Origin of the sequence: Bacillus sp. FSL R5-0603, from assembly GCF_038050295.1 — a bacterium.
Taxonomy (GTDB): domain Bacteria; phylum Bacillota; class Bacilli; order Bacillales; family Bacillaceae; genus Bacillus; species Bacillus subtilis.
Genome location: NZ_JBBOYP010000001.1, coordinates 1253318 through 1274761, shown reverse-complemented (window position 1 = coordinate 1274761; position 21444 = coordinate 1253318). Strand labels below are relative to the sequence as shown.

The window sequence follows — 21444 nt, the reverse complement described above, 5'->3', positions numbered from 1 at the left end:
TTGTTGCTTTTTTATAGAATCCCCTAGCAAAAACGGACTAACCATTGTAATAATCACCATTGAAAAGTACAAAAAAAAACCCAAAACAACTTATGTTTTGGGTTTAATGTTCACCAAGGCTTATCAGTTCCGAGCGCATTTGCAAGCGCCTGGCTGTGTTTCTTGCGGTTCTTTCGTTCATTAGCGCGCTGTACTGCTGTATTATGAAGCATGATTTCTTCTTCTGTTTCCGGTACAACCCTCGGTACAGGCACCGGCTTGCCATTTGAATCTAATGCGACAAATGTCAAAAATGATGTGGCAGCGAGTTCCCGTTCGCCAGTCATCAAATGCTCCTTAATGACTTTCACAAATACTTCCATGGAAGATGTGCCGACCCATGTCACATATGACTCTAGGCAGACAGAATCCTTTTGCCCGATCGGCTTTAAAAAATCTACAGAATCCATTGAAGCTGTTACCGTTTCACGTCTGCAATGGCGCGCCGCGGAAATAGAGGCAATGTCGTCTATGTAGCTCATTAATTTTCCGCCAAACAGCGTATTATGGTTGTTCGTGTCAAGCGGGAACACCCTGCTGGTTTTCACAACCTTTGACTCTTTACAAAATCTTGTTTCCGGTGTTTCCATACCTTTCTCCCCTTTGATGTCTGATCTTTTAGCTAAATGCACTTATATTCTCCTATTAAACAATATTCTCTTCCATTTGTCTAAAATTTAAAATGGTTTAATGATTTTCATGATGAGGGAATAATAAATGTATTCTTCACACTTTAGGAGGAAAAACAAATGGACGTATCCATCCCGAAATCTCAGCACAAAACGGTATGCCGAACGGAATACGGCACACTTCAGAAAGTGATCTTATGCAAACCTGAGCACATGACCATAAAAGATGTTATAAACGAAACACAAAAACATTTTGAAGATGACAATATTCATGTAAAAACCGCCAACGACCAGCACAGCCGCTTAGTGGAGGCACTTAGGTCACACAACGTTGAGGTCATCCTTTTACCCGTTCGCGACGGACTACCAGAGCAGGTTTTTACTAGGGACATAGGATTTGTCATCGGAGAAAAAGCCTTTCTGTCAAGCATGACTGAACCGATTCGCCAAGGAGAAGAAGCCGTTATAAAAGATTTTTTTCACAGCCAAGGTATCTCTTACACCCGCATGCTTGATACGAGTATTGAAGGCGGAGACGTCATTATCGATGATGACATTGTCTATGTCGGAATCAGCCAGCGCACCGACATTTCAGCTATCGGCCAGCTGGAAGAGGCACTTCCTGAATATACGATCGTTCCAGTGAAGCTTCATGAAAAATTTTTGCATTTGGACTGCGTATTTAACATTGTATCTGAAAGCGAAGCGTTAATTTATCCACAGGCCATTGAGCCAGATGCAGCCGATATGCTGGCAAAACGTTATGATCTTATTGAGGTGCCCGAGGACGAACAATTTACGCTTGGCACCAACGTCCTTTCAATCGGAAAAAAAACGATCATCAGTCTCCCTGGCAACCGCCATGTCAATCAACAGCTATCGAAAAGAGGCTATCACATTATCGAAATTGACCTGTCAGAAATTATTAAATCAGGCGGCTCCTTCAGGTGCTGCACAATGCCGCTGATTCGAGGCGAATGAAGAATCTTCCCCTTTTTCATGTTTTGAACAGCTTATTTTATCAAGATACGTTAATATAGAGGTGACATCATTTTTAAGGGGGAAATCGCATGACAAAATACATAGGATATGTCGGGACGTATACAAAAGGCGGAAGCGAAGGAATTTATTCATTTGAGCTTGATACTGAGAAAAAAGCACTCAGCGAGCCAAAGCTGGCCGCTAAGCTGGGCAACCCGACATATGTGGCGCCGAATAAAAACAACACCATCCTTTATTCCATCGAAAAAGCAGACGGCCAAGGCGGAGTTGCTGCCTATCAAATCGATAAAAACAGCGGCGAATTGACATTTCTGAATCATCAGTTAATTGATGGCCCTTCGCCATGCCACGTAAGCATTGATGATCAAAATCATTTCGTCCTGACTTCCAATTATCACAGCGGGAAGGTACACGTTTTTCCGGTTCAGGAAGACGGCAGCTTGCAATCACCTGTTTCAGAGGCCGCTCACACAGGAAAAGGGCCGCACGAAAGACAAGAAAAACCGCATACACACTACGCGGGGTTCACACCTGAACACAATTATGTGGTAGCGGTTGATTTAGGTATAGATAAGCTGTACACCTATAAGCTGAAAGACGGCGTATTGACTGAATCCGGAAGCCATTCCTTCGCTCCCGGTGCAGGACCTCGCCATATCGCTTTTCATCCGAAAGAAAAATACGCTTATGTCATGACAGAATTAAGCAATGAAGTGATTGCGCTTGAATACAACCCGACAGCCGGCGAATTTAGAGAAATCCAAGTCGTTTCTGCCATCCCTGATGATTTTACAGATAACAGCCAGGGAAGCGCAATTCATGTCACGCAGGACGGACGTTTTGTTTATGTCGCAAACCGCGGCCATGACAGTATCGCCGTATTTGAAGTGAATCAATATTCAGGAGAGCTGGCTTTCGTAGAAAGAGTGTCGACAGAAGGAAACTGGCCTCGTGACTTTGTTCTTGACCCAACGGAAGGGTTCCTCGTTGCTTCAAATGAAGAAACAGGCAACCTTGTCTTGTTTGAAAGAGACAAAGAAACCGGCCGATTGACACTCCTCCCATCAACGGTTTCTGTCCCTTACCCGGTTTGTGTAAAGTTTTTACATCAAGTATAAAACAAATGGAGTGGCTCTAGTAAAAAGGAGCCACTCTTTTTATTTATCTCACTTTTTCCTTCGTTTCAGCATTTCGATACAAATGGCAAGCGACAAAACGGCCGGGTTCGATTTCTTGAAGCTGGGGACGAGATTCTCCACATTCAGGCATCGCCTCCGGACAGCGGGTACGAAACACGCAGCCGCTTGGCGGATTGACCGGGCTCGGCAGCTCTCCTTTTAAGAGAATACGCTCACGCTTGTCCTCCAATTCAGGATCTAGAATCGGAATCGAGGACAAAAGCGCCTTTGTATAGGGATGAAGCGGTTCACGATACAAGGTGCCGCTCTCTGTAATTTCCATCATGTGCCCTAAGTACATAACACCGATCCTGTCACTGATATGCTTCACCATCGAAAGATCATGGGCAATGAATAAAAACGTTAGCCCTTTCTCTTTTTGAAGCCGCTTCAGCAGGTTGACCACCTGCGCTTGAACCGAGACATCAAGAGCAGAAATCGGTTCGTCCGCCACGATAAATTCAGGATTCAGCGACAGTGCTCTCGCAATCCCGATTCTCTGCCTTTGTCCGCCGCTGAATTCATGCGGATAACGGCTGCCAAAATCGGGGTGAAGCCCAACTGCCTCAAGCAGCTCGTCCACGACGAGAAGCCGTGCTTTATGGGTGTTGTAGAGGTTATGAATCTCCATTGGCTCCAAAATAATTTCTCGAACGGTCATGCGCGGATTAAGTGAAGCATAAGGGTCCTGAAAAATCATCTGCAGTTTGCGGTTGAAGGCAAACTGCTCTTTTTCACTCAGTGCATGAAGATTTGTGCCGCGGTATGTCACGCTTCCTTCTGTCGGCTGATAAAGGCGCATCAGCACTCTCCCCAAGGTTGATTTCCCGCACCCTGATTCCCCGACTAGCCCGAACGTTTCTCCTTCACGAATCTGAAAGGTGACCCCGTCGACGGCTTTGACTGTCCGCTTTTTCCCTGCGTCAAAATGCATTTTCAGCTGGCTGACCTCTAACAAAGGCAGTCGCCTCATTTGTCTCCCTCCTTATTCTGAAAAACAGCGGCGCGCCGCACATAATTCTTTTTCATAGATTGTCTCTTTTAATGTGAGGATTTCGATTGACTTCCCTGTCTTTGGAGAATGAAGCATTTTCCCTCCGCCTACATACAGACCGACGTGATGAATCGCTCCTTTTCCTTCCTCATAAGCAAAAAACAGCAGGTCACCGGCTTTCATATCATCAAGCGGGACACCCTTCCCTGCCTTAGCCTGATCTCCCGCATCACGGGGGATGCTGTATCCATTCGCCTTAAATATACTGTACATAAATCCGGAGCAATCAAACCCAAACCCGCTGATCCCTCCCCATAGGTAGGGAAGGCCAAGGAAAAACGCACCCGTTTGAATGATGTCTTCAGCAGTCCCTTTCTGTTTGCTGACAGGCACTGCATCACTTTGCTTCACAAACCTTTCTCCCAAAACAGTCGAAACCTTAAAATATCCGTTTTCTTTTGCAATGAAGGGGAGAACCGTCAAAAAGCTTAATTCGATCTCCTTTTCCCCATTGCTTCTGTACAAAAAGGCAGCAGGTTTGCTGATCATCACATCGTGTTGTGTATGGATGGGCTTTGTTTTTTCCAGCTGTTTCTTTTTCATCCAGCCCGGGTATCCGCGCGGATCCTTTCGGGATGGCTGGCTAGGCGCGATCACTGAAACCCATTCCCCCTGTTCTGCCGTCACAAGTACCTTTTCGCCAAAGAGAACCTGAGTTTGGATTACATTGTCTGTACATAATCCAAGCCGTTCATCATACGTCATTCGCTCCAGCCAGTCTCTGATCATTACAGTCGGTTGAAGCATGAATTGATCAGACGGGCGCGGTGAATCAGGCGCTGTCCAGATGTTGGCCACTGCTGATATGACAGTGTGCATCATTGCTCTTTTTCCCCTTTCAAATGCGCAGTCCCGGTGATTCCGAGGCCCGGTTTGCCAGGCATCGAAATCGTGCTGCCGCTATATGTTATGCCGCCTTTGAATACATCTGTTTTCAGCATCAGCGGCGCGTCAAAATCAAAGCGTGTGATGTTTCTCTTGCTTGCCGCAAAATGCGCCGCGGCCGTAATGCCCAGCTTCGTTTCGATCATGCTGCCGACCATACACTCCACCCCGCAGGCCTCCGCCATGGCATTAATTTTCTCTGCTCCGCTGATGCCGCCTGCTTTCATCAATTTAATATTGATCAAGTCTGCGCTCCGGGTTTGCAGAACTTCGAACGCCTGGCGCGGTGTAAAAACACTTTCATCAGCCATAATCGGCGTATCTGTTGCATCTGTCACCTTTTTAAGCCCAGCGAGATCATCTTTATGGACAGGCTGCTCGACAAGCTCAATGCCTAGACCCGCATCCTCCATTTTCCGAATGGCAGTTACCGCTTCCTTCGGCGTCCACCCCTGATTAGCGTCTAAACGCAGTTTCACAGCTGATCCGACACGTTTTCTGATTTCCTGGATACGGGCGATATCTGTTGCAATATCATCTTTTCCGACCTTTATTTTCAGCGTTTGGAAGCCTTGTTTGAGATAATTCTCGGCATCAGCTGCCATCTCTTCAGGTGAGTTGACACTGACGGTATAATCTGTTTCCAGCGTATCTCGGTATCCGCCAAGCATTTGATAAAGCGGCAGCCCGCACATCTGCGCCCAGCCGTCGTATAGCGCCATCTCTACAGCAGCCTTCGCGCTCATATTTCCTGTAAGAAGATGCTGGATGTCGTGCAGAATGGCCTCACAGCCGGACAGGCTTTTTCCAAGCAAAGCCGGTTTCAACACATGGTGAATGGCACTTTCAATGCTATCCATGCTGTCTCCTGTAATCACTAACGTCGGGGGTGCTTCTCCCCATCCGACTGCACCGCTGTCATAAGTAATCCTTACTATGACTGATTCAGCCGTATACACAGTGCGAAGCGCGGTTTTAAACGGCTTTGTCAGCGGGACAGCGATTCGGCTTGTTTCGATTCGAATGATTTTCATGTCTTCAGCGCCCCTTCTGAAACGCCCGCCTCGATGACGACTGTTTTTTCTGCTGTATTCATAGCAGCTTTCGCACCGATCGGAACGGCAATACTTGGCGAGCAGTGGCCGATTTTTAATCCTCTCAGAGCAGGCCTGCCCGCAGTAATAATATAGTCTTCCAGCACCTGCTCAAGTGAGAGAGACTTCTCTCGCTTCACCGGGACACAATTGTGAAAATCACAAACTAGAATTCCCGCCGCATCCGTCAGCTTCCCCGCCATTTTCAGCTGATTCAGCATTCGGTCGATTTGATAAGGCTCCTCGTCAATATCTTCAATAAACAGAAGCTTTCCTCTCGTATCAATTTCAAATGGCGTGCCCAGTGTAGACGTCAGCAAAGACAGATTTCCCCCGACAAGCTCGCCTTCCGCTTTTCCAGGAACAAGCGCGGTCAGCGGAGAAAGCTCTTCTGTATAGGTGAATTCCGTCTCCTGAAAGAGCTGCTTATATGACGCTTTTGTCAGCGGGTGAACGTCGTCAAGTCCAATATCCGAGCTGAGCATCGGGCCATGGAAGGTGACAAGACCTGTGTTTTGATGAATGGCAGTATGTAAAAACGTAATATCGCTGTATCCCCAAAAGATTTTAGGGTGTTTGCGGATCAAGCTGAAATCAATGCCCCCGGCGATACGTCCTGTCCCAAAACCACCGCATGCGCACAGCACTGCTTTTACCTCCTCGTCTCTGAACATCTCATGGAGATCCGCCAGCCGCTCATCATCCTGTCCCGCTAAATAGCCGTGCTGGTTTTTCAGCGCCTTGCCCAACTTCACCTGAAGACCGAGCTCTTCTAAAAATAAAAGCGCGGTGTCAAGCTTTTTTTGATCCGGCGGACTTGCGGGCGCGATCACTCCGACTGTATCACCCTTTTTCAGCGCTTTCGGCTTGTAATTCAACGAAAACACTCCTTTCATTTGCTCTGCACCCTACGTATACGTGCAAGAAAGAGAAAAAATACCGCTCCTTCGCATAAAGAAGCAGTATTTCCTCAATCACCGCCATCAGTTTTTATCTGCCCATTTTAAATCGATATAGCCGACAGGGTGACGGACAATTCCCTTTACTTGTTCATTTTGCAGGTGAACTTGATTATAAAAATAAACCGGAATGATCGGCGCTTCATTGATGAGCAGCTCTTCAGCTTGATGCATAAGAGAGAACCTTGTTTTTTCATCGGCTTCATTTTTCGCCTGTTTGATCAGTTGATCGTATTCTTTATTGGCCCAGCCTGTGCGGTTCATCGAATTTCCCGTTTGGAAGGCTTCCAGAAAACTGATAGGGTCCGCATAATCAGGCAAAAATGAGCTTTGAGAGAATTGGAATTTCAGCGCTTTTTGATCCTCTAAAAATACGTTCCATTCCATATTGGCCAGCTTCACATCGACTCCAAGGCTATTTTTCAATTTTTGCTGAATAGCTTCGGCAATCTTTTTATGCTCCGGCTTTGTGCTGTAAGTAAGCGTGATCGGAGGAAGCTTATTATAGTTTTCTTCCTTCATGCCTTTTTCGAGCAGCTGCTTCGCTTTGCTTTCGTTAGGCTTGATCAGGTCTCCGCCTGCTTCACGGAAATCTTTGCCGTCAGGCTGCGTAAACCCAGGCGATACAAAGGCGCGCGCCGCTTTTTCATTATTTTTCGTGACGTACTTTACAATTTCCTCTTGATCCACAGCCATCGCAAAGGCTTTTCTGATGTTTTCATTTTGAAACGGCTCCATGTTGACATTAAATCGATAGAAATAGAGACCCGCCTGGTCAACAATATTGACGTTATCCTGATCCATCAGCTGGTCGCTTAACTCTGCAGGGACATAAGCGGTATCAAGTTCCCCTGATTGAAACATCTGATAATCTGTATTTCTGTCACTGACCATCGCCCATTTCACCTTATCAAGCTTCACGGTATCTTTATCCCAATACGTGTCGCTTTTCTCCATAGTGATGCTGTCATCATGCTTCCATTCCGTCAGCTTAAACGGGCCGTTTCCGACAAATGTATCCGCCTCAGCAAACCACTTTGGATTGTCTTTATCGACCTTTTCATTTACCGGAAAATACGCAGGATTGGACACAACGCTCAGAAAATATTTTTGCGGTGCTTCCAGTGTAACTTCAAGGGTTCGATCATCCTTTGCCGTCACCTTCACATCGTCTTTTTTCCCTTTCCCGCTGTTATATGCTTCGCCGCCTTCAATAAAATAACCTAGGAATGCCGATGAAGCGCCTTTTTTCGGATCAAGCATCCGCTTCCACGCGTATTCGAAGTCTCCGGCTGTTACAGGATCTCCGTTTGTCCATTTCGCATTTTCCCGAATCGTAAATGTGTAGGTTTTATTATCTTTCGAAACAGACCACTTCTCCGCCATTGCCGGCTCGGGCTCATGATCTTTGCCAAGACGCGTCAGCCCCTCCATGATGTTATTTAACGGCTGCCATGACACATTATTAAAGCCGATCGGCGGATCGAATGAAGTCGGTTCATTTTCATTATTTACATACAGCACCTTTTCTCCACTGGTTTTTGCCTTATCATGACTGCCTTCTTTTCCGGCCTGTTCATTTGCTGTGCACCCCATCAGCGCAAACGAAAGTCCTAATGCAAGACCCATGCCCCATAGCTTTTTCACTCGTTTCATCCTCTTCCCCCTTTTCATGTTCAATCCTTCGCATCTCCTGACAGCACCGCATGCTCTGCTCGTTGATCCTGCAGCCAGCAGTTGACGGTGTGCGAGTCAGATCTGATCGTCTGGCCCGGGTACACCCTGTCACACACAACCATCCTGTTCGGACAGCGGGCGGCAAACGGGCAGCCCGGCGGAGGCGAAAATAAATCCGGCGGCGTTCCGTCGATCGGGGTCAGCTCAGCGCCATCTAAATCCAGCCGCGGGACAGAACCCAGCAGTCCTTTTGTATAAGGGTGCTGCGGCTGATAAAAAATATCTTTTCTCGTGCCGATTTCCGCCATTTTCCCGGCATACATGACTGCGACTCTGTCAGCTACCTGGGCAACGACCCCTAAATCATGTGTAATCAGGATGACAGACACATTCGTTTTTCTCTGAATCTCTTTAAACAGCTCTAAAATCTGTGCCTGAATGGTTACATCCAGGGCGGTGGTCGGTTCATCCGCAATTAAGATGTCAGGCTCGCAAATCAGCGCCATCGCAATGACAATCCGCTGTCTCATGCCGCCGCTGAATTGGTGGGGATATTGCTTTAGGCGCTCTTCGGGATCTGGAATACCAACCAATGACAGCATGGAAAGCACCTCTTTCCGTGCCGCTTTTTTGCTCATTTTTTTGTGGCGCAATAGCGCTTCCCCCAGCTGGTCGCCGACAGTCAGCGTAGGGTTTAACGCCGTCATCGGGTCTTGAAAAATCATAGAAATGTCGGCTCCCCTTATACCTCTCATTTCTTTGTCAGAGAGACGGCAAAGGTCTTTGTTTTTAAATAGAATGCTGCCGTCTGTCACCTTCGCCGAATAAGGCGGAAGCAGGCCCATGATGCTTTGGGAGGTAACGCTTTTGCCGCAGCCAGATTCGCCGACGATCGCAAAGGTTTCTCCTTTATACAAATCAAAGCTCACCCCTCTGACCGCCTGAACCGTCCCGCCGTAAGTCGTAAAAGACACGTGCAGATTTTTGACTGACAGAACTTTTTCCATACAGCTACCTCCTCAGCTTAGGGTCAAGCGCATCCTGCAATCCGTCCCCCAGCACATTAAACGCGTACATCGTCAGAGATATGAAAAAGGCCGGAAAAAACAGGCGCCACCAATGCCCAGATAAAATCGTAGGCAGGCCGTCATTCGCCATCACGCCCCAACTTGCAAACGGAGCCTGTATGCCGAGGCCGAGAAAGCTTAAAAATGATTCTGCGAATATAGCGGCAGGTACGGTTAATGTCATTTGTACGATGATCGCTCCCATAGTATTCGGCAGCAAATTCTTCCGGATGATCCGAAAGGTTTTCGCGCCAAAGGTTTTCGAGGCGAGTACATATTCATAATTTTTAATCTGAAGTACCTGGCCTCTTACAATTCTCGCCATGCCGACCCACCCGGTCACAGTCAGCGCCACAATAATCGTGCCCAGTCCCGGTCCCATGAGCACCATCAGCAAAATGACAACAAGCAGGTACGGCAGTCCGTAGAGCACTTCGATAATCCGCATCATAATGCTGTCAATCCTGCCGCCTTTATAGCCGGCAACGCCTCCGTAAATGACACCGATCAAAAAATCAATCAGTGCTGCCATCACGCCGACAAACAACGAGATTCTCGCGCCATACCATGTTCGGGTAAACACATCCCGGCCGAGTTCATCGGTGCCGAACCAATGATCGGCTGAGGGCGGAAGATTTTGTTCTGTCAGCGATTGGCGTACGACACTATGGGGCGATAAAAAGGGCCCGATAACTGCCATGACAAAAAGAAATAAAAGAATAAAGAGTCCGGCCATCGCTAATTTATTTTTTTTCAGCCTCCTCCAGGCATCCTGCGTGTATGATAAACTCGGCCGCTTGACCGAATCGGCTTCCCGATTTTTTTCCTGATTCGAGACAAACCACTCATCAGGCACTTGATTGTGCTGTTCTGGCTGGCGTTCATCCGTTTGTACAGGGAGATTCACACGCTTCACCCTTTCTTATGCAGTTTAATGCGCGGGTCTAAGAGACCGTAGGCCAAATCGACCAAAAACAGCATGATAATCAGAATGACGCTGTAAAAAACGGTCGTTCCCATAATCACGGGATAGTCCCGCTGATTAATGCTTTCAACAAAATATTTTCCCATTCCCGGAATGGCAAAGATTTTTTCTATGACAAAGCTTCCTGTTAAGATGCTGGCGACGAGTGTGCCCAGGACGGTAATGACGGGCATGAGTGCATTTCTGAGTGCGTGTTTTACGATAATTTTGAACGGAGAAAGCCCTTTTGCTTTTGCTGTGCGGATATAATCCTGTGTCAGAACTTCGACCATGCTCGACCGTGTCAGCCTGGCAATGATCGCCATTGGCCCTACAGCAAGCGCTGCGGTCGGAAGCACCATATGAATCGGGCTCGTCCATGTAGCAGCAGGAAATAGTTTGAGATTGACAGCAAATTGCTGAATGAGCAATGTTGCCAGAATAAAATTCGGGATGGAGATGCCGAGCACTGCAAGACTCATCGCGGCGTAGTCCAAAAAGCCATTGCGGCGGAGTGCAGCGATTACGCCGAGCACCAGCCCAGAAATCACAGCAATGACAATCGCCGTCATCCCAAGCTCAAAGGAAACGGGAAATCCGCGTTCCAGCATATCATTTACACTGTCCGACGGTTTTTTAATTGAAGGTCCGAAATCGAATGTAATGATGGATTTTAAGTAGAAAATGTATTGGAAAATGAGAGGATCGTCTAAGTGATAGTAGGCTTCGAGATTTTTTTGAACGGCTTCATTTGTGCCTCTCTCCTCGTTAAAAGGAGATCCGGGAATGACCTTCATGAGAACAAAAGTCAGGGTGGTAATCACCAAAATCGTAGCTGCCATTGCCCAAAAACGCTTTATCATGTATCGCGCCAAAGCCTAAAACACCCCTTTAGCAGAATGATGTCCGCATCGCAAGCTCAGTCATGACAAGCATCGCCTGATAGGCTTCAAGCATGTCCTTCGCCTGAAATTGAACGGTTGTAGTTCCCGTCTTGATTTCCGTTCCCGGCATCAGATTCGCCCATTCTGCTTGGCCATAATTGGCGAATTCAATGCTCAGAACCGGCCTGTCAGGCGGTGTGAGCGGCTTGACTTTGTCCTTGTTTTGCAGGGCAAACGCAGTTTTTTCTGTCAACAGCCGTCCGGCTTTCGCAGGGGACAAGCACTTCACTGCGGATCTTGAAATGGTTTGTTTGACTGCGGCTGTCGTCACGTTCGGGATAAGCTCTTCCGCTTCCTTCGCTGCCCGGTCATCCCCGGCTACCATTAATACCGGGACATCATAATAACCGGCAACGTATGCATTTAATCCAAGCTCACCTACAGGCCGATCGTTTATGTAAAAATGACGGACGCCGAAAATCATGCTGTGTGACATGACACCGGGAGTCGAGGCTCTCGCATGATAACCGAGAAACAAAGCGCCTGTAAACGTATCATCCAGTCCCTCCACCATTGAAAATGGTTTGACGTCACCAGAAATCAAGTCTGCTTCAGGGTGAAGCTTTTCAACCATCAGATTATTCATCTTCGAATGACTGTCATTGACCAGCACCTCGGTACACCCGCTGTTAAACGCTTCAGCAATACAGTAGTTTGCTTCTTCAGTCATGATAAGCCGTCCGCGTTCATAATTCCGCTTGCCGGAATCCACAAAGGTATCGTCCGGAAGACCCGAAATACCTTCCATATCTACTGACATGTACAATTTCATAACGCTCCTCCTTTTTTACTAAATTATGAATATTCTAACAAATTATATTAAAAAAAGAGGAAAAATGCAATATAACTGGGGAAAATTACAACCATTCAGTGATAAAAAAAGAATCCTCTTTCAAGGATTCATGTTTGTTTACCAACCTGTTCTGTAAGCAGTTCATATTTTTTCAGGGTTCTTTCAAACACCTCATCAAAAACGTCTGGCACAGAGGCGCGTATCACCTCAGCTCCCTCTCCCGTTATTCCGCCTTTGGTTGCAACACGTTCCAGCGTCTCCTCGAAAGACATATTTTTTTCGATCAGCATCTTGCCAGTTCCGTATAGCGAATGAATCAGAAAATCAAAGGCTTCTTCCTTGGACAGGCTGCTGTTTCTGACCGCAGACAGTGCCAGCTCTTCGAAGATTGCAGCTATGAATCCCGGTGCCGAGCTCGTTAAATTGCTGGCCGCATCTAAATTCGATTCTTTGATTTCTCGGACACGGCTGAAAACCGATAACAATTCATTCAGATGCTCTTTTTTCTCCGCATCCAATGCTTCACTGTGAACGACAAGTGAGATTCCTGCTTCTGCTTCTGACGTAATGGTTGGAATAACACGTGATATACCCGCTTCTGTTTCTGCCTCCAAAAGACGCAGCGGCACACCGGCAGCTATGGATACGATTTGAGTATTTCTGTTCACATACGGGTGCAGACGGCGCATTGTTTCGATGACATGGAGCGGCGGGACGCATATCAAAATCAATTGGCACGTATTTGCCCAATTCTCCAACGGATCAGCCGATACGTTTGGATAATCTGACATGAGTGCCTGCAGCCGCTCCCCCTTCGTTCTCGTCTCAATAAATAGCTCATTCTCTTTTATTTGTTCATGTTTCAACAGCTGTCTGGCGATCATATCCGCCATGCTGCCATATCCAATCAATCCAATCTGTTCCATCGACTCAGTCCTTTCATATACAATATGAAGTGTACCGTTTTCCGCACTTTTTCACAATTTCCCATAATCTTTTCATTTTTATCCCACAGTTTTTGTTTATGATAAACTCAAGTCATAAACCTATCAATATAAATAGACATGTGAAAATAGAGAAACGGAGTGAACATGATGGATAACTATCGTGATGAAAACAGAACGAAAGGTAATGAGAATGAGGTCTTTTTAACGAAAGAGAACGATCAGAGCGCCTCCTACTCGGCCCGCAATGTCATTCATGATCAGGAGAAGAAAAAACGAGGATTCGGATGGTTCAGACCGTTGCTTGGCGGAGTGATCGGCGGCAGTCTCGCCCTTGGCATTTACACGTTTACACCGCTTGGCGACCATGATTCTCAGGACACTGCAAAACAATCATCCAGCCAGCAGCAAACGCAATCTGTTACAGCAACAAGCACCTCCTCCGAATCTAAAAAAAGCTCATCAAGCTCAAGCAGTTCATCTGCATTCAAGAGCGAGGACTCTTCTAAAATCTCAGATATGGTAGAAGACCTTTCACCAGCGATTGTCGGTATTACAAATCTTCAGGCACAATCAAACAGCTCTTTGTTCGGCTCTAGTTCTTCTGATTCCAGCGAAGATACAGAAAGCGGTTCAGGGTCAGGTGTCATTTTCAAAAAAGAGAATGGCAAGGCTTATATCATTACAAATAACCACGTCGTAGAAGGGGCATCATCACTGAAGGTATCTTTATATGACGGCACTGAGGTTACTGCAAAGCTGGTGGGCAGTGACTCGTTAACTGATTTAGCCGTCCTCCAAATCAGTGATGACCACGTCACAAAAGTGGCAAACTTCGGTGATTCATCTGATCTCAGAACAGGCGAGACCGTTATTGCGATTGGGGATCCGCTTGGAAAAGATCTGTCCCGCACAGTAACACAAGGAATTGTAAGCGGCGTGGACAGAACGGTTTCAATGTCTACATCAGCCGGCGAAACGAGCATTAACGTCATTCAGACAGACGCAGCAATTAATCCAGGTAACAGCGGCGGTCCTTTGTTAAATACAGACGGCAAAATTGTCGGCATTAACAGTATGAAAATCAGTGAGGATGATGTTGAGGGTATCGGATTTGCCATTCCAAGCAATGACGTAAAACCGATTGCTGAAGAACTGCTGTCTAAAGGACAAATTGAACGTCCATATATCGGTGTCAGCATGCTTGATCTGGAACAAGTGCCGCAAAATTACCAAGAAGGCACACTCGGCCTGTTCGGCAGCCAGCTGAATAAAGGTGTTTACATCCGTGAGGTCGCTTCAGGCTCTCCTGCTGAAAAGGCCGGATTAAAAGCAGAGGATATTATCATCGGCCTAAAAGGTAAAGAAATTGATACAGGCAGTGAATTGCGCAATATCTTATATAAAGACGCAAAGATCGGTGATACCGTTGAAGTGAAAATTCTCCGAAACGGCAAAGAAATGACGAAAAAAATTAAACTTGATCAAAAAGAAGAGAAAACTTCGTAAGACATAATGCCTCAGGCCGCAAAAGCGGTCTGAGGCTTTTTATTAGATAAAAGACCTAATTGCTCTATGAAACTTTCTGACGAGATATCCGTATATCATACAGATTGACATCATTCTCATCAGATGTTAGAAACATCGTTTGCTAGGAGGCATGAACATGAAAACCGTGGGACTGAGTATGATTTGCGCAGGATTGGCTTTTCTTTTGCTGAGCTTTCTTCTCTCTGAATCGACGTTGACGTGGGGAATTGTATTGGGTACCAGTACTCTATTAAACATAACTGGTACGGCTCTAATCATGCGTTTCTTAAAAGCCCCCCAATCTAACAGCTGACATGTAGCAAAGCCGATGACGAAATCTTTAAGTTTTGCTGTTTTTATTTCAGCATGACTGAACCGCAGTACAAGCTCACAATCTCTTCTTTACCCAATCTCCATATATCTATCAGCATCTTTTGCTTTAGATCGGGCTCAGAGCATAAAAACCCCCTGTCCGTTACGGACAGGGGGTTTGAGGTTATGACATATGCTGGTCTCTATAGAGTCTTTTATTTTCAATTCCATACGATTTTTGGACGATGTAAAGCGGCCTGTCTTTGGCTTCATCGTAGATTCTGCCGATATATTCGCCGATCACGCCCAAAATCAGAAGGACAATGCCGCTGAACAGGAGCTGGATCACAATAAGTGATGACCAGCCGGTAATCGTGCTGTCTGTGAATAGCTTCAGATACAGCACGATAAACATATACAGAAATCCAGCACCTGACATTAAAATCCCCGCATAGCTTGCCAGCTTCAGCGGTTTATGTGAAAATGTCGTGATGCCATCCATTGACAGCTTCAGCATTTTCTTCAGCGGGTACTTTGTTTCTCCGGCGAGCCTTTCATCACGTACGTACTCGACCGCTGTCTGTTTGAAACCCACCCAGCTGACTAGCCCTCTGACAAATGGATTTTTTTCTTTTAATCTCTTCATTTCATCACAGACTTTTCTGTCCATGAGACGAAAATCCCCCGTATCAATCGGGATATCAATATCTGTCATACCGCTGAGAAGCCGGTAAAACATAGCCGCTGTTTGTTTTTTGAAAAAGGTTTCCCCTTTTCGTTTAGTCCGCACGGCGTACACGACCTCATAGCCTTCCTTCCACTTTTCAATCATATCTAAAATCAGTTCAGGAGGATCCTGCAAATCGGCGTCAATGACGACGATTGCATTCCCCTGTGCATAATCCATACCCGCCGTAATGGCGATCTGGTGTCCAAAATTCCTTGAAAAATCAATAATTTTCACTCTCGGATCGATCAGGCTGTGCTCTCTTAAAATCTCAATACTGCGGTCTTTGCTGCCATCGTTGACAAAAAGTAGCTCGTAGTTTTCCTTCGTTTGATCCATGACCTCTTTTAAGCGCTGATAGGTTTCATGAATGACAAGCTCTTCGTTATACACAGGTACAACAATTGAATATTGAATATGTCTGCTCATGTTTTTGCCTCCTATTCATCAGCATGTAGTTCGTATAATGTTGCTGACTGATTCATTCCGCCAGGTCCGCCCATTTTGCCTTTTTCACCTGAAGCCTTGCTGCTTGATGTATCAGCTGAATCAGTATTTTCTGTTTTTTGATCAGAACTTGATTGCCATTTTTCTGATGTTACTTCTTTTCCATTTTTCTCAACCCATTCAACAATGTCATTGTTTCCGCCTCTTCCCATTCCAGAAGCCAAGAAGTATTTCACTTTTCCTTCTTTTACAAGCTTTTTGAATTGAGTCAGCGTGATAGCCGGGTCAGAACCGCTGAATCCGCCAATAGCCATGACAGCTTTTTTCGTTTTAATAATATATGGCGCCGCTGTGTTCGAATCGGTTGTGGCGAATAAGTATTCAGCTCCGGAGTTATTCTTTTCCAGATATTTGATCAGTTTTTCATTTACAGCGGCATCAGACATTCCCATGCCTTTTCCGCTCATTGATGCGAGCTGAGGGCCTGTTTCAGGCTGTGAGCTGTTGCCTCCGTACAGAAGCGGTGTACTTGCCCAATAAATCGGCATCACCAGCAATGCGAGGAGAGCTGCAATTGAAACATAATAACTGAACGGTTTTTGGCGCTGTTTAAACAGCAGCAAAGCAATAGCTGACAACACGCCGATAACACCTACACCGATGCTCCAGCCTGCACCGATTTGATCGTTGTAGTTTCTGAGAATAAACAATTCAAATCCAGTTGTCGCAATAATTGCTCCCGGCAAAAGCCATGCTTTCCAGCCTGTCTGATTGCGATACAGATGAACAAGGGCAACCCATCCCGCACCGACAAGAGCCGCAATCGGCGGTGCCAGCATGATGAGATAATAATGATGGAAAAATTCTGCGACACTGAAGAATCCGGCAATCGGTACAAGCCACGCAACCCAGAACACCGTTTCCTTCTGCTCTATAGATAATCTTCTTCTTTCTCTTGCGCCAGCGATCAGTAAGCCTGCGATTCCAAATATCGCAAATGGCAGAAGCCAGCTGATTTGATCAGATAACTCTTGTTGGAAAAGCCGCAGTGGACCAGGTGTTCCCGTTCCAAACATCCCTGAACCCGATTGCATTTTCGAACCGGTTCCTGTACCGCCTTTCCCTCCGTCTCCGCCAGGTCCGCCTTGGCCACCATCTCCGCCGCTTGGAGGACCTCCTTGACCGCCGCTTGGCATTTGGCCATTGGATGGAGGCGCCGCCATATTGCCATTTGAAGATTTGTCATCATTTGATGAGCTGCTGCTTGATGACTGATTAGGCGGTGCTTGAGTGTTATCAGAAGAAGACATTTCTTTTGAAGCGTCTTTGTTTGGCGCACCCTGGCCGCCGCCTGAATTTTGGCCTGTCAGCCGCTGGATTCCGTTATAGCCGAAAGCCAATTCCAAAACAGAGTTGGTCTGGCTGCTTCCGATATAAGGCCGCTTGCTTGCAGGGATATTGTCGACAATGAGCGGCCACGATAACGAAACGGCTGCTAATACGGCTAACGCACTTACCAACGAAATGATTTTTTTCTTCACCGCGGCATTTGCCGCAATCAAATAGAACAATAGGAAGGCCGGTAAAATCATGTAAGCCTGCAGCATTTTTGTATTGAAACCTACTCCAACAACGAAAAATGCTGCTAACAGCCAGATCAGCTTTCCTTTTCTGATCGCTTTAAAGAGAAGCCATGTAGCAAGCAATAAGAAAAATACCAGTAATGCATCAACATTGTTTGTACGTGCTACAGCTACAGCAATCGGTGTACATGCCATGATGAAAGAGGCAATTCTTGCTGCTGTCTTACCGAATGTCGGTTTTATTAACAGATACATTAAAAGGACAGAACCTACACCAGCAAGTGCCTGAGGCAGGATGACGCTCCAGCCGTGCATACCGAATATAAGTGCGCTGATGGTTTGTATCTGGAACGTAATAGGCGGTTTATCAACCGTTATAAACCCCGCCGCGTCGAATGAGGCATAGAAAAAATTATGAAAGCTTTGCATCATACTTGTGACTGCAGCGGTGTAATAAGGATTCACCGTATCATCATTCCAGATGTTATAGATATTTAAGAATGCAGATGCGAGCAAAATGAGGATGAGGAAAATATCCAGCTCGCGTTTTTTCTTTTCCACTTATTTTTCACTCCTTTTTGTCTAACTTTGAAATAGTGTAACAAGCAAATATGAATAAACTATTAATAAACAAAGACAATATTTTTGCCGAGGTCATTTCATGCCAATCATCCTATATACAGCTGGTTTCAAGCCCTTTCTCCAAATCGTAATCGGCGATGCGTTTTCTCAAAATAAAAAAGCCTTCCGGCACGCCGGAAGGCAAATGAATCACAATTTATTGGATCGGTTTCAATTTCGCTTCAATTTCTGCTCTTCGATGCTCTAGATATGGCGGAAGAGCAATCGTTTGGCCAAGCTCATCAAGATTTTCATCTACCATAAAGCCCGGTCCGTCTGTTGATAACTCGAACAAAATGCCGTTCGGTTCTCTGAAATACAGCGCCTTGAAATAGTAGCGCTCCACAATGCCGGAATTGCTAAAACCTTCCCGGCTGATGATCCGGTGCCACCCGGCAAGTTCTTCTTCATCTCTTACCCGAAATGCGACGTGGTGGACACTTCCTTTGCCTTGACGCTCGCGCGGAAGATCGTTTCTTTCTATTAAATGGATTTCCGTTGCAGCACCGCCTTCTCCTGATTCCAAAATAACGGCGGTTCCTTGCCCTTCGACTGGTTCACGGCTGATTTCTGTAAATCCAAGAATATTCGTCAATACGTGTAAGGTTGGTTCAGCATATGGCACAGTCAGTTCAACCGGCCCTAACCCGCGAAACGAAAATTCTTCCGGTATGCCGCTCTGTTTAACAGGCAGGCCATATCCTTTTCCTTCCTCATCAGCAGTCAGCACAAGTCGCTGCCCTTCATGATCTTGAAATGCCAATATGTCACGTCCGGCTCTTTTGGAGATGCCGCTGTGCGTTACTTGCTGCTCTTCAAAACGTTCTTTCCAGTAATGCAGGGCTTCTGTGCCTGGGACGCGCAAACCAATAGAAGAAATACTGTTTGTTCCCGCATGAAACGGTGCAATGCGGGGAATCTCGAAAAACGTCAGCTCAGTTCCCGGGTTTGCCACTTCATCTCCGTAGAAAAGATGGTACATTGTCGGTTCATCCTGATTGACGGATTTTTTGACGAGCTTTAATCCTAATACTTTCTTATAGAAATCCAAGTTTTTTTGTGCGTCGGCCGTTAATGCCGATACGTGGTGAATGCCGTTAACTTTCATATGCTGTCCCTCCAGGTTATTTTATCTCGATTTCGAGATATCATATCATAATTGTATATTTATTGTTCTAATAACAAAGTATTTTATTCGCATGAGAAAGTCAACATATCAGCTTCACCGAAGGTTCGTTCATTTTCTGAATTCTCACCTCCCCTCTGTACCGGCTAAAATCCTAATACAGAAAACACGAACTTTGTAAATAAAAATCATGAATTTTATTCGTTTATAGATCGTTAAAACAGGTATTTCCACAGTTTTATCTGCTGTACCTAAAGCAAATTTCGAAAATCAGAAAATTTATTTTATTTCACTTTTCTAAAATAGGGTTTACAATATGAAAAAATAGATTCTTCAACATGAAGCTTCAACATCATAGGAGGTTAAGGACATGCATACTGAAGACAACGGTTTGAAAAAAGAGATAGGCCTCTTGTTTGCCCTTACTCTTGTCATCGGAACCATTATCGGTTCTGGTGTTTTTATGAAGCCCGGCGCTGTGCTTGCTTATTCAGGTGATTCAAAAACGGCGCTATTCGCCTGGCTGTTAGGCGGTATTTTAACATTGGCGGGCGGTTTGACAATCGCGGAAATCGGAACGCAGATTCCAAAAACCGGCGGTCTTTATACGTACCTTGAAGAAGTGTACGGCGAGTTTTGGGGATTTTTGTGCGGCTGGGTGCAGATTATCATTTACGGCCCGGCGATTATTGGCGCGCTGGGTTTATATTTTGGATCTTTAATGGCGAATCTTTTCGGCTGGGGATCTGGACTATCAAAAGTCATTGGAATCATAGCAGTTCTCTTTTTATGCGTCATTAATATTATTGGTACAAAATATGGCGGTTTTGTCCAAACGCTGACAACGATCGGAAAACTGATTCCGATTGCCTGCATCATCATCTTTGGCCTTTGGAAAGGGGATCAGCACATCTTCACAGCAGTAAACGAAAGCATTTCCGATATGAACTTCGGGGCGGCTATTTTAGCTACGTTGTTTGCTTATGACGGATGGATTCTCCTAGCCGCTCTCGGCGGAGAAATGAAAAATCCCGAAAAGCTGCTGCCACGCGCTATGACGGGCGGATTATTAATTGTAACGGCGATCTATATTTTCATTAATTTTGCATTGCTTCACATCCTGTCAGCGAACGAAATTGTCACGCTTGGTGAAAATGCGACAAGCACCGCTGCAACCATGCTGTTCGGTTCAATTGGCGGAAAGCTGATCAGTGTAGGGATTATCGTCAGCATCTTTGGGTGCTTAAATGGAAAGGTGCTTTCTTTCCCGCGTGTTTCATTTGCGATGGCGGAACGCAAACAGCTTCCATTTGCTGAAAAACTGTCACATGTACACCCGTCGTTCCGCACACCATGGATTGCGATTTCTTTTCAAATTGCTTTGGCTTTGATTATGATGCTGATCAGCAACCCTGATAAGCTCTCAGAAATCTCAATTTTCATGATCTACATTTTTTATGTGATGGCCTTTTTTGCAGTGTTTATTCTCCGCAAGCGAGCAAAGGGAAAAAAGCGCGCCTACAGTGTTCCGCTTTATCCATTTATGCCAATTCTGGCAATCGCGGGCTCCTTCTTTGTGTTAGGCAGCACACTCATTACAGATACAATGAGCTGCGGATTATGGATTATCCATCCTCATCGGCCTTGCCGGACTGCCTGTTTATTACGGGATGAAAAAACGAAAAGCAAGCTGATAAAACGGTTCCCTTGTTTAGGGAACCGTTTTTTGGTGAAACAGAAGATAAAAGTTGACAGGAAAAACACAACTTTTGATATACTTTTTACGTTAAGCAGAAAGTTTTTGCAAACTTGGGTCGTTTTTTAAAAGCGAAGTAGGTCAAAATAAGGAGACACGATTTATCGAAAAAG

17 protein-coding genes and 2 pseudogenes are annotated in these 21444 nt (G+C 45.8%); 4 read left to right on the top strand and 15 right to left on the bottom strand.

Annotation, left to right across the window (positions count from 1 at the left end; genetic code table 11):
- Positions 1 to 110: 110 nt before the first annotated feature.
- Entirely contained in the window at positions 111 to 629 is a 519-nt protein-coding gene (locus NYE56_RS06615) for an acyl-CoA thioesterase (RefSeq protein WP_003232595.1), read from the bottom strand.
- A gap of 159 nt (positions 630 to 788) precedes the next feature.
- Here NYE56_RS06615 and NYE56_RS06610 point away from each other — a divergent pair, with 159 nt between their 5' ends.
- The gene (locus tag NYE56_RS06610) at positions 789 to 1649 is read left to right on the top strand and encodes a dimethylarginine dimethylaminohydrolase family protein (RefSeq protein WP_032725552.1); all 861 of its coding nucleotides are present in this window, start codon (positions 789 to 791) and stop codon (positions 1647 to 1649) included.
- A gap of 89 nt (positions 1650 to 1738) precedes the next feature.
- Positions 1739 to 2788: a 6-phosphogluconolactonase gene (gene pgl, locus NYE56_RS06605; protein ID WP_268554755.1), complete on the top strand. Its 1050-nt coding sequence runs from the start codon at positions 1739 to 1741 to the stop codon at positions 2786 to 2788.
- Positions 2789 to 2831: 43 nt separating this feature from the next.
- On the opposite strand, the gene NYE56_RS06600 is transcribed toward pgl, so the two are convergent.
- The 10 genes from NYE56_RS06600 to proG all read right to left on the bottom strand — a co-directional run bounded on the left by NYE56_RS06600 (position 2832) and on the right by proG (position 13211).
- On the bottom strand, positions 2832 to 3821 hold the full coding sequence (locus NYE56_RS06600) for an ABC transporter ATP-binding protein (RefSeq protein ID WP_341283639.1): 990 nt from the start codon (positions 3819 to 3821) through the stop codon (positions 2832 to 2834).
- A 12-nt stretch (positions 3822 to 3833) separates the two neighbouring features.
- A complete protein-coding gene (gene eepC / locus NYE56_RS06595; RefSeq protein ID WP_335449191.1) occupies positions 3834 to 4724 on the bottom strand; it encodes a gamma-D-glutamyl-L-lysine dipeptidyl-peptidase in 891 nt (296 codons plus the stop codon).
- The gene (gene ykfB / locus NYE56_RS06590; RefSeq protein ID WP_341283638.1) at positions 4721 to 5821 is read right to left on the bottom strand and encodes an L-Ala-D/L-Glu epimerase; all 1101 of its coding nucleotides are present in this window, start codon (positions 5819 to 5821) and stop codon (positions 4721 to 4723) included. Before ykfB ends, eepC begins: the two co-directional genes overlap by 4 nt.
- Positions 5818 to 6777 carry a S66 peptidase family protein gene (locus NYE56_RS06585; RefSeq protein ID WP_341283637.1) on the bottom strand — a complete coding sequence of 320 codons (960 nt, stop codon included), beginning with the start codon at positions 6775 to 6777 and terminating at the stop codon, positions 5818 to 5820. Before NYE56_RS06585 ends, ykfB begins: the two co-directional genes overlap by 4 nt.
- Before the next feature lie 87 nt (positions 6778 to 6864).
- Positions 6865 to 8514 (bottom strand): dipeptide ABC transporter substrate-binding protein DppE, encoded by a 1650-nt coding sequence (gene dppE, locus NYE56_RS06580; protein WP_341284386.1) that lies wholly within the window; start codon positions 8512 to 8514, stop codon positions 6865 to 6867.
- A 2-nt stretch (positions 8515 to 8516) separates the two neighbouring features.
- A complete protein-coding gene (dppD, locus tag NYE56_RS06575) occupies positions 8517 to 9524 on the bottom strand; it encodes a dipeptide ABC transporter ATP-binding subunit DppD (RefSeq protein WP_335449188.1) in 1008 nt (335 codons plus the stop codon).
- A 4-nt stretch (positions 9525 to 9528) separates the two neighbouring features.
- Positions 9529 to 10491, bottom strand: a complete 963-nt coding sequence (gene dppC / locus NYE56_RS06570; RefSeq protein WP_014476568.1) for a dipeptide ABC transporter permease DppC — start codon at positions 10489 to 10491, stop codon at positions 9529 to 9531.
- Positions 10492 to 10496: 5 nt separating this feature from the next.
- Positions 10497 to 11423, bottom strand: a complete 927-nt coding sequence (gene dppB, locus NYE56_RS06565) for a dipeptide ABC transporter permease DppB (protein ID WP_003245446.1) — start codon at positions 11421 to 11423, stop codon at positions 10497 to 10499.
- Between the two features lie 16 nt (positions 11424 to 11439).
- Positions 11440 to 12264: a D-aminopeptidase DppA gene (gene dppA / locus NYE56_RS06560; RefSeq protein WP_014479576.1), complete on the bottom strand. Its 825-nt coding sequence runs from the start codon at positions 12262 to 12264 to the stop codon at positions 11440 to 11442.
- A 128-nt stretch (positions 12265 to 12392) separates the two neighbouring features.
- Positions 12393 to 13211 (bottom strand): pyrroline-5-carboxylate reductase ProG, encoded by an 819-nt coding sequence (proG, locus tag NYE56_RS06555; RefSeq protein WP_341283636.1) that lies wholly within the window; start codon positions 13209 to 13211, stop codon positions 12393 to 12395.
- A gap of 168 nt (positions 13212 to 13379) precedes the next feature.
- Between proG and htrA the strand changes: the two genes are divergently transcribed.
- The gene (gene htrA, locus NYE56_RS06550) at positions 13380 to 14738 is read left to right on the top strand and encodes a serine protease HtrA (RefSeq protein ID WP_041344803.1); all 1359 of its coding nucleotides are present in this window, start codon (positions 13380 to 13382) and stop codon (positions 14736 to 14738) included.
- 517 nt (positions 14739 to 15255) lie between these two features.
- Here htrA and NYE56_RS06545 read toward each other — a convergent pair.
- The 4 genes and pseudogenes from NYE56_RS06545 to NYE56_RS06530 all read right to left on the bottom strand — a co-directional run bounded on the left by NYE56_RS06545 (position 15256) and on the right by NYE56_RS06530 (position 19557).
- Positions 15256 to 16227: a glycosyltransferase family 2 protein gene (locus tag NYE56_RS06545; RefSeq protein WP_015715747.1), complete on the bottom strand. Its 972-nt coding sequence runs from the start codon at positions 16225 to 16227 to the stop codon at positions 15256 to 15258.
- Between the two features lie 11 nt (positions 16228 to 16238).
- Positions 16239 to 18389, bottom strand: coding sequence for a glycosyltransferase family 39 protein (locus tag NYE56_RS06540; RefSeq protein ID WP_341283635.1), 2151 nt, complete (start codon positions 18387 to 18389; stop codon positions 16239 to 16241).
- A 7-nt stretch (positions 18390 to 18396) separates the two neighbouring features.
- A pseudogene (locus NYE56_RS06535) lies at positions 18397 to 18542 on the bottom strand (hypothetical protein).
- A 64-nt stretch (positions 18543 to 18606) separates the two neighbouring features.
- Positions 18607 to 19557 (bottom strand): ring-cleaving dioxygenase, encoded by a 951-nt coding sequence (locus NYE56_RS06530; protein ID WP_003245086.1) that lies wholly within the window; start codon positions 19555 to 19557, stop codon positions 18607 to 18609.
- Between the two features lie 388 nt (positions 19558 to 19945).
- Here NYE56_RS06530 and steT point away from each other — a divergent pair.
- A pseudogene (gene steT / locus NYE56_RS06525) lies at positions 19946 to 21269 on the top strand (serine/threonine exchanger).
- Positions 21270 to 21444 lie beyond the last annotated feature (175 nt).

Excerpts from the sequence above, each read along its gene's own strand:
- NYE56_RS06615 (WP_003232595.1), bottom strand. The coding sequence starts at position 629 with ATGGAAACACCGGAAACAAGATTTTGTAAAGAGTCAAAGGTTGTGAAA.
- NYE56_RS06610 (WP_032725552.1), top strand. The coding sequence starts at position 789 with ATGGACGTATCCATCCCGAAATCTCAGCACAAAACGGTATGCCGAACG.
- pgl (WP_268554755.1), top strand. The coding sequence starts at position 1,739 with ATGACAAAATACATAGGATATGTCGGGACGTATACAAAAGGCGGAAGC.
- NYE56_RS06600 (WP_341283639.1), bottom strand. The coding sequence starts at position 3,821 with ATGAGGCGACTGCCTTTGTTAGAGGTCAGCCAGCTGAAAATGCATTTT.
- eepC (WP_335449191.1), bottom strand. The coding sequence starts at position 4,724 with ATGATGCACACTGTCATATCAGCAGTGGCCAACATCTGGACAGCGCCT.
- ykfB (WP_341283638.1), bottom strand. The coding sequence starts at position 5,821 with ATGAAAATCATTCGAATCGAAACAAGCCGAATCGCTGTCCCGCTGACA.
- NYE56_RS06585 (WP_341283637.1), bottom strand. The coding sequence starts at position 6,777 with ATGAAAGGAGTGTTTTCGTTGAATTACAAGCCGAAAGCGCTGAAAAAG.
- dppE (WP_341284386.1), bottom strand. The coding sequence starts at position 8,514 with ATGAAAAGGGGGAAGAGGATGAAACGAGTGAAAAAGCTATGGGGCATG.
- dppD (WP_335449188.1), bottom strand. The coding sequence starts at position 9,524 with ATGGAAAAAGTTCTGTCAGTCAAAAATCTGCACGTGTCTTTTACGACT.
- dppA (WP_014479576.1), bottom strand. The coding sequence starts at position 12,264 with ATGAAATTGTACATGTCAGTAGATATGGAAGGTATTTCGGGTCTTCCG.
- proG (WP_341283636.1), bottom strand. The coding sequence starts at position 13,211 with ATGGAACAGATTGGATTGATTGGATATGGCAGCATGGCGGATATGATC.
- htrA (WP_041344803.1), top strand. The coding sequence starts at position 13,380 with ATGGATAACTATCGTGATGAAAACAGAACGAAAGGTAATGAGAATGAG.
- NYE56_RS06545 (WP_015715747.1), bottom strand. The coding sequence starts at position 16,227 with ATGAGCAGACATATTCAATATTCAATTGTTGTACCTGTGTATAACGAA.
- NYE56_RS06530 (WP_003245086.1), bottom strand. The coding sequence starts at position 19,557 with ATGAAAGTTAACGGCATTCACCACGTATCGGCATTAACGGCCGACGCA.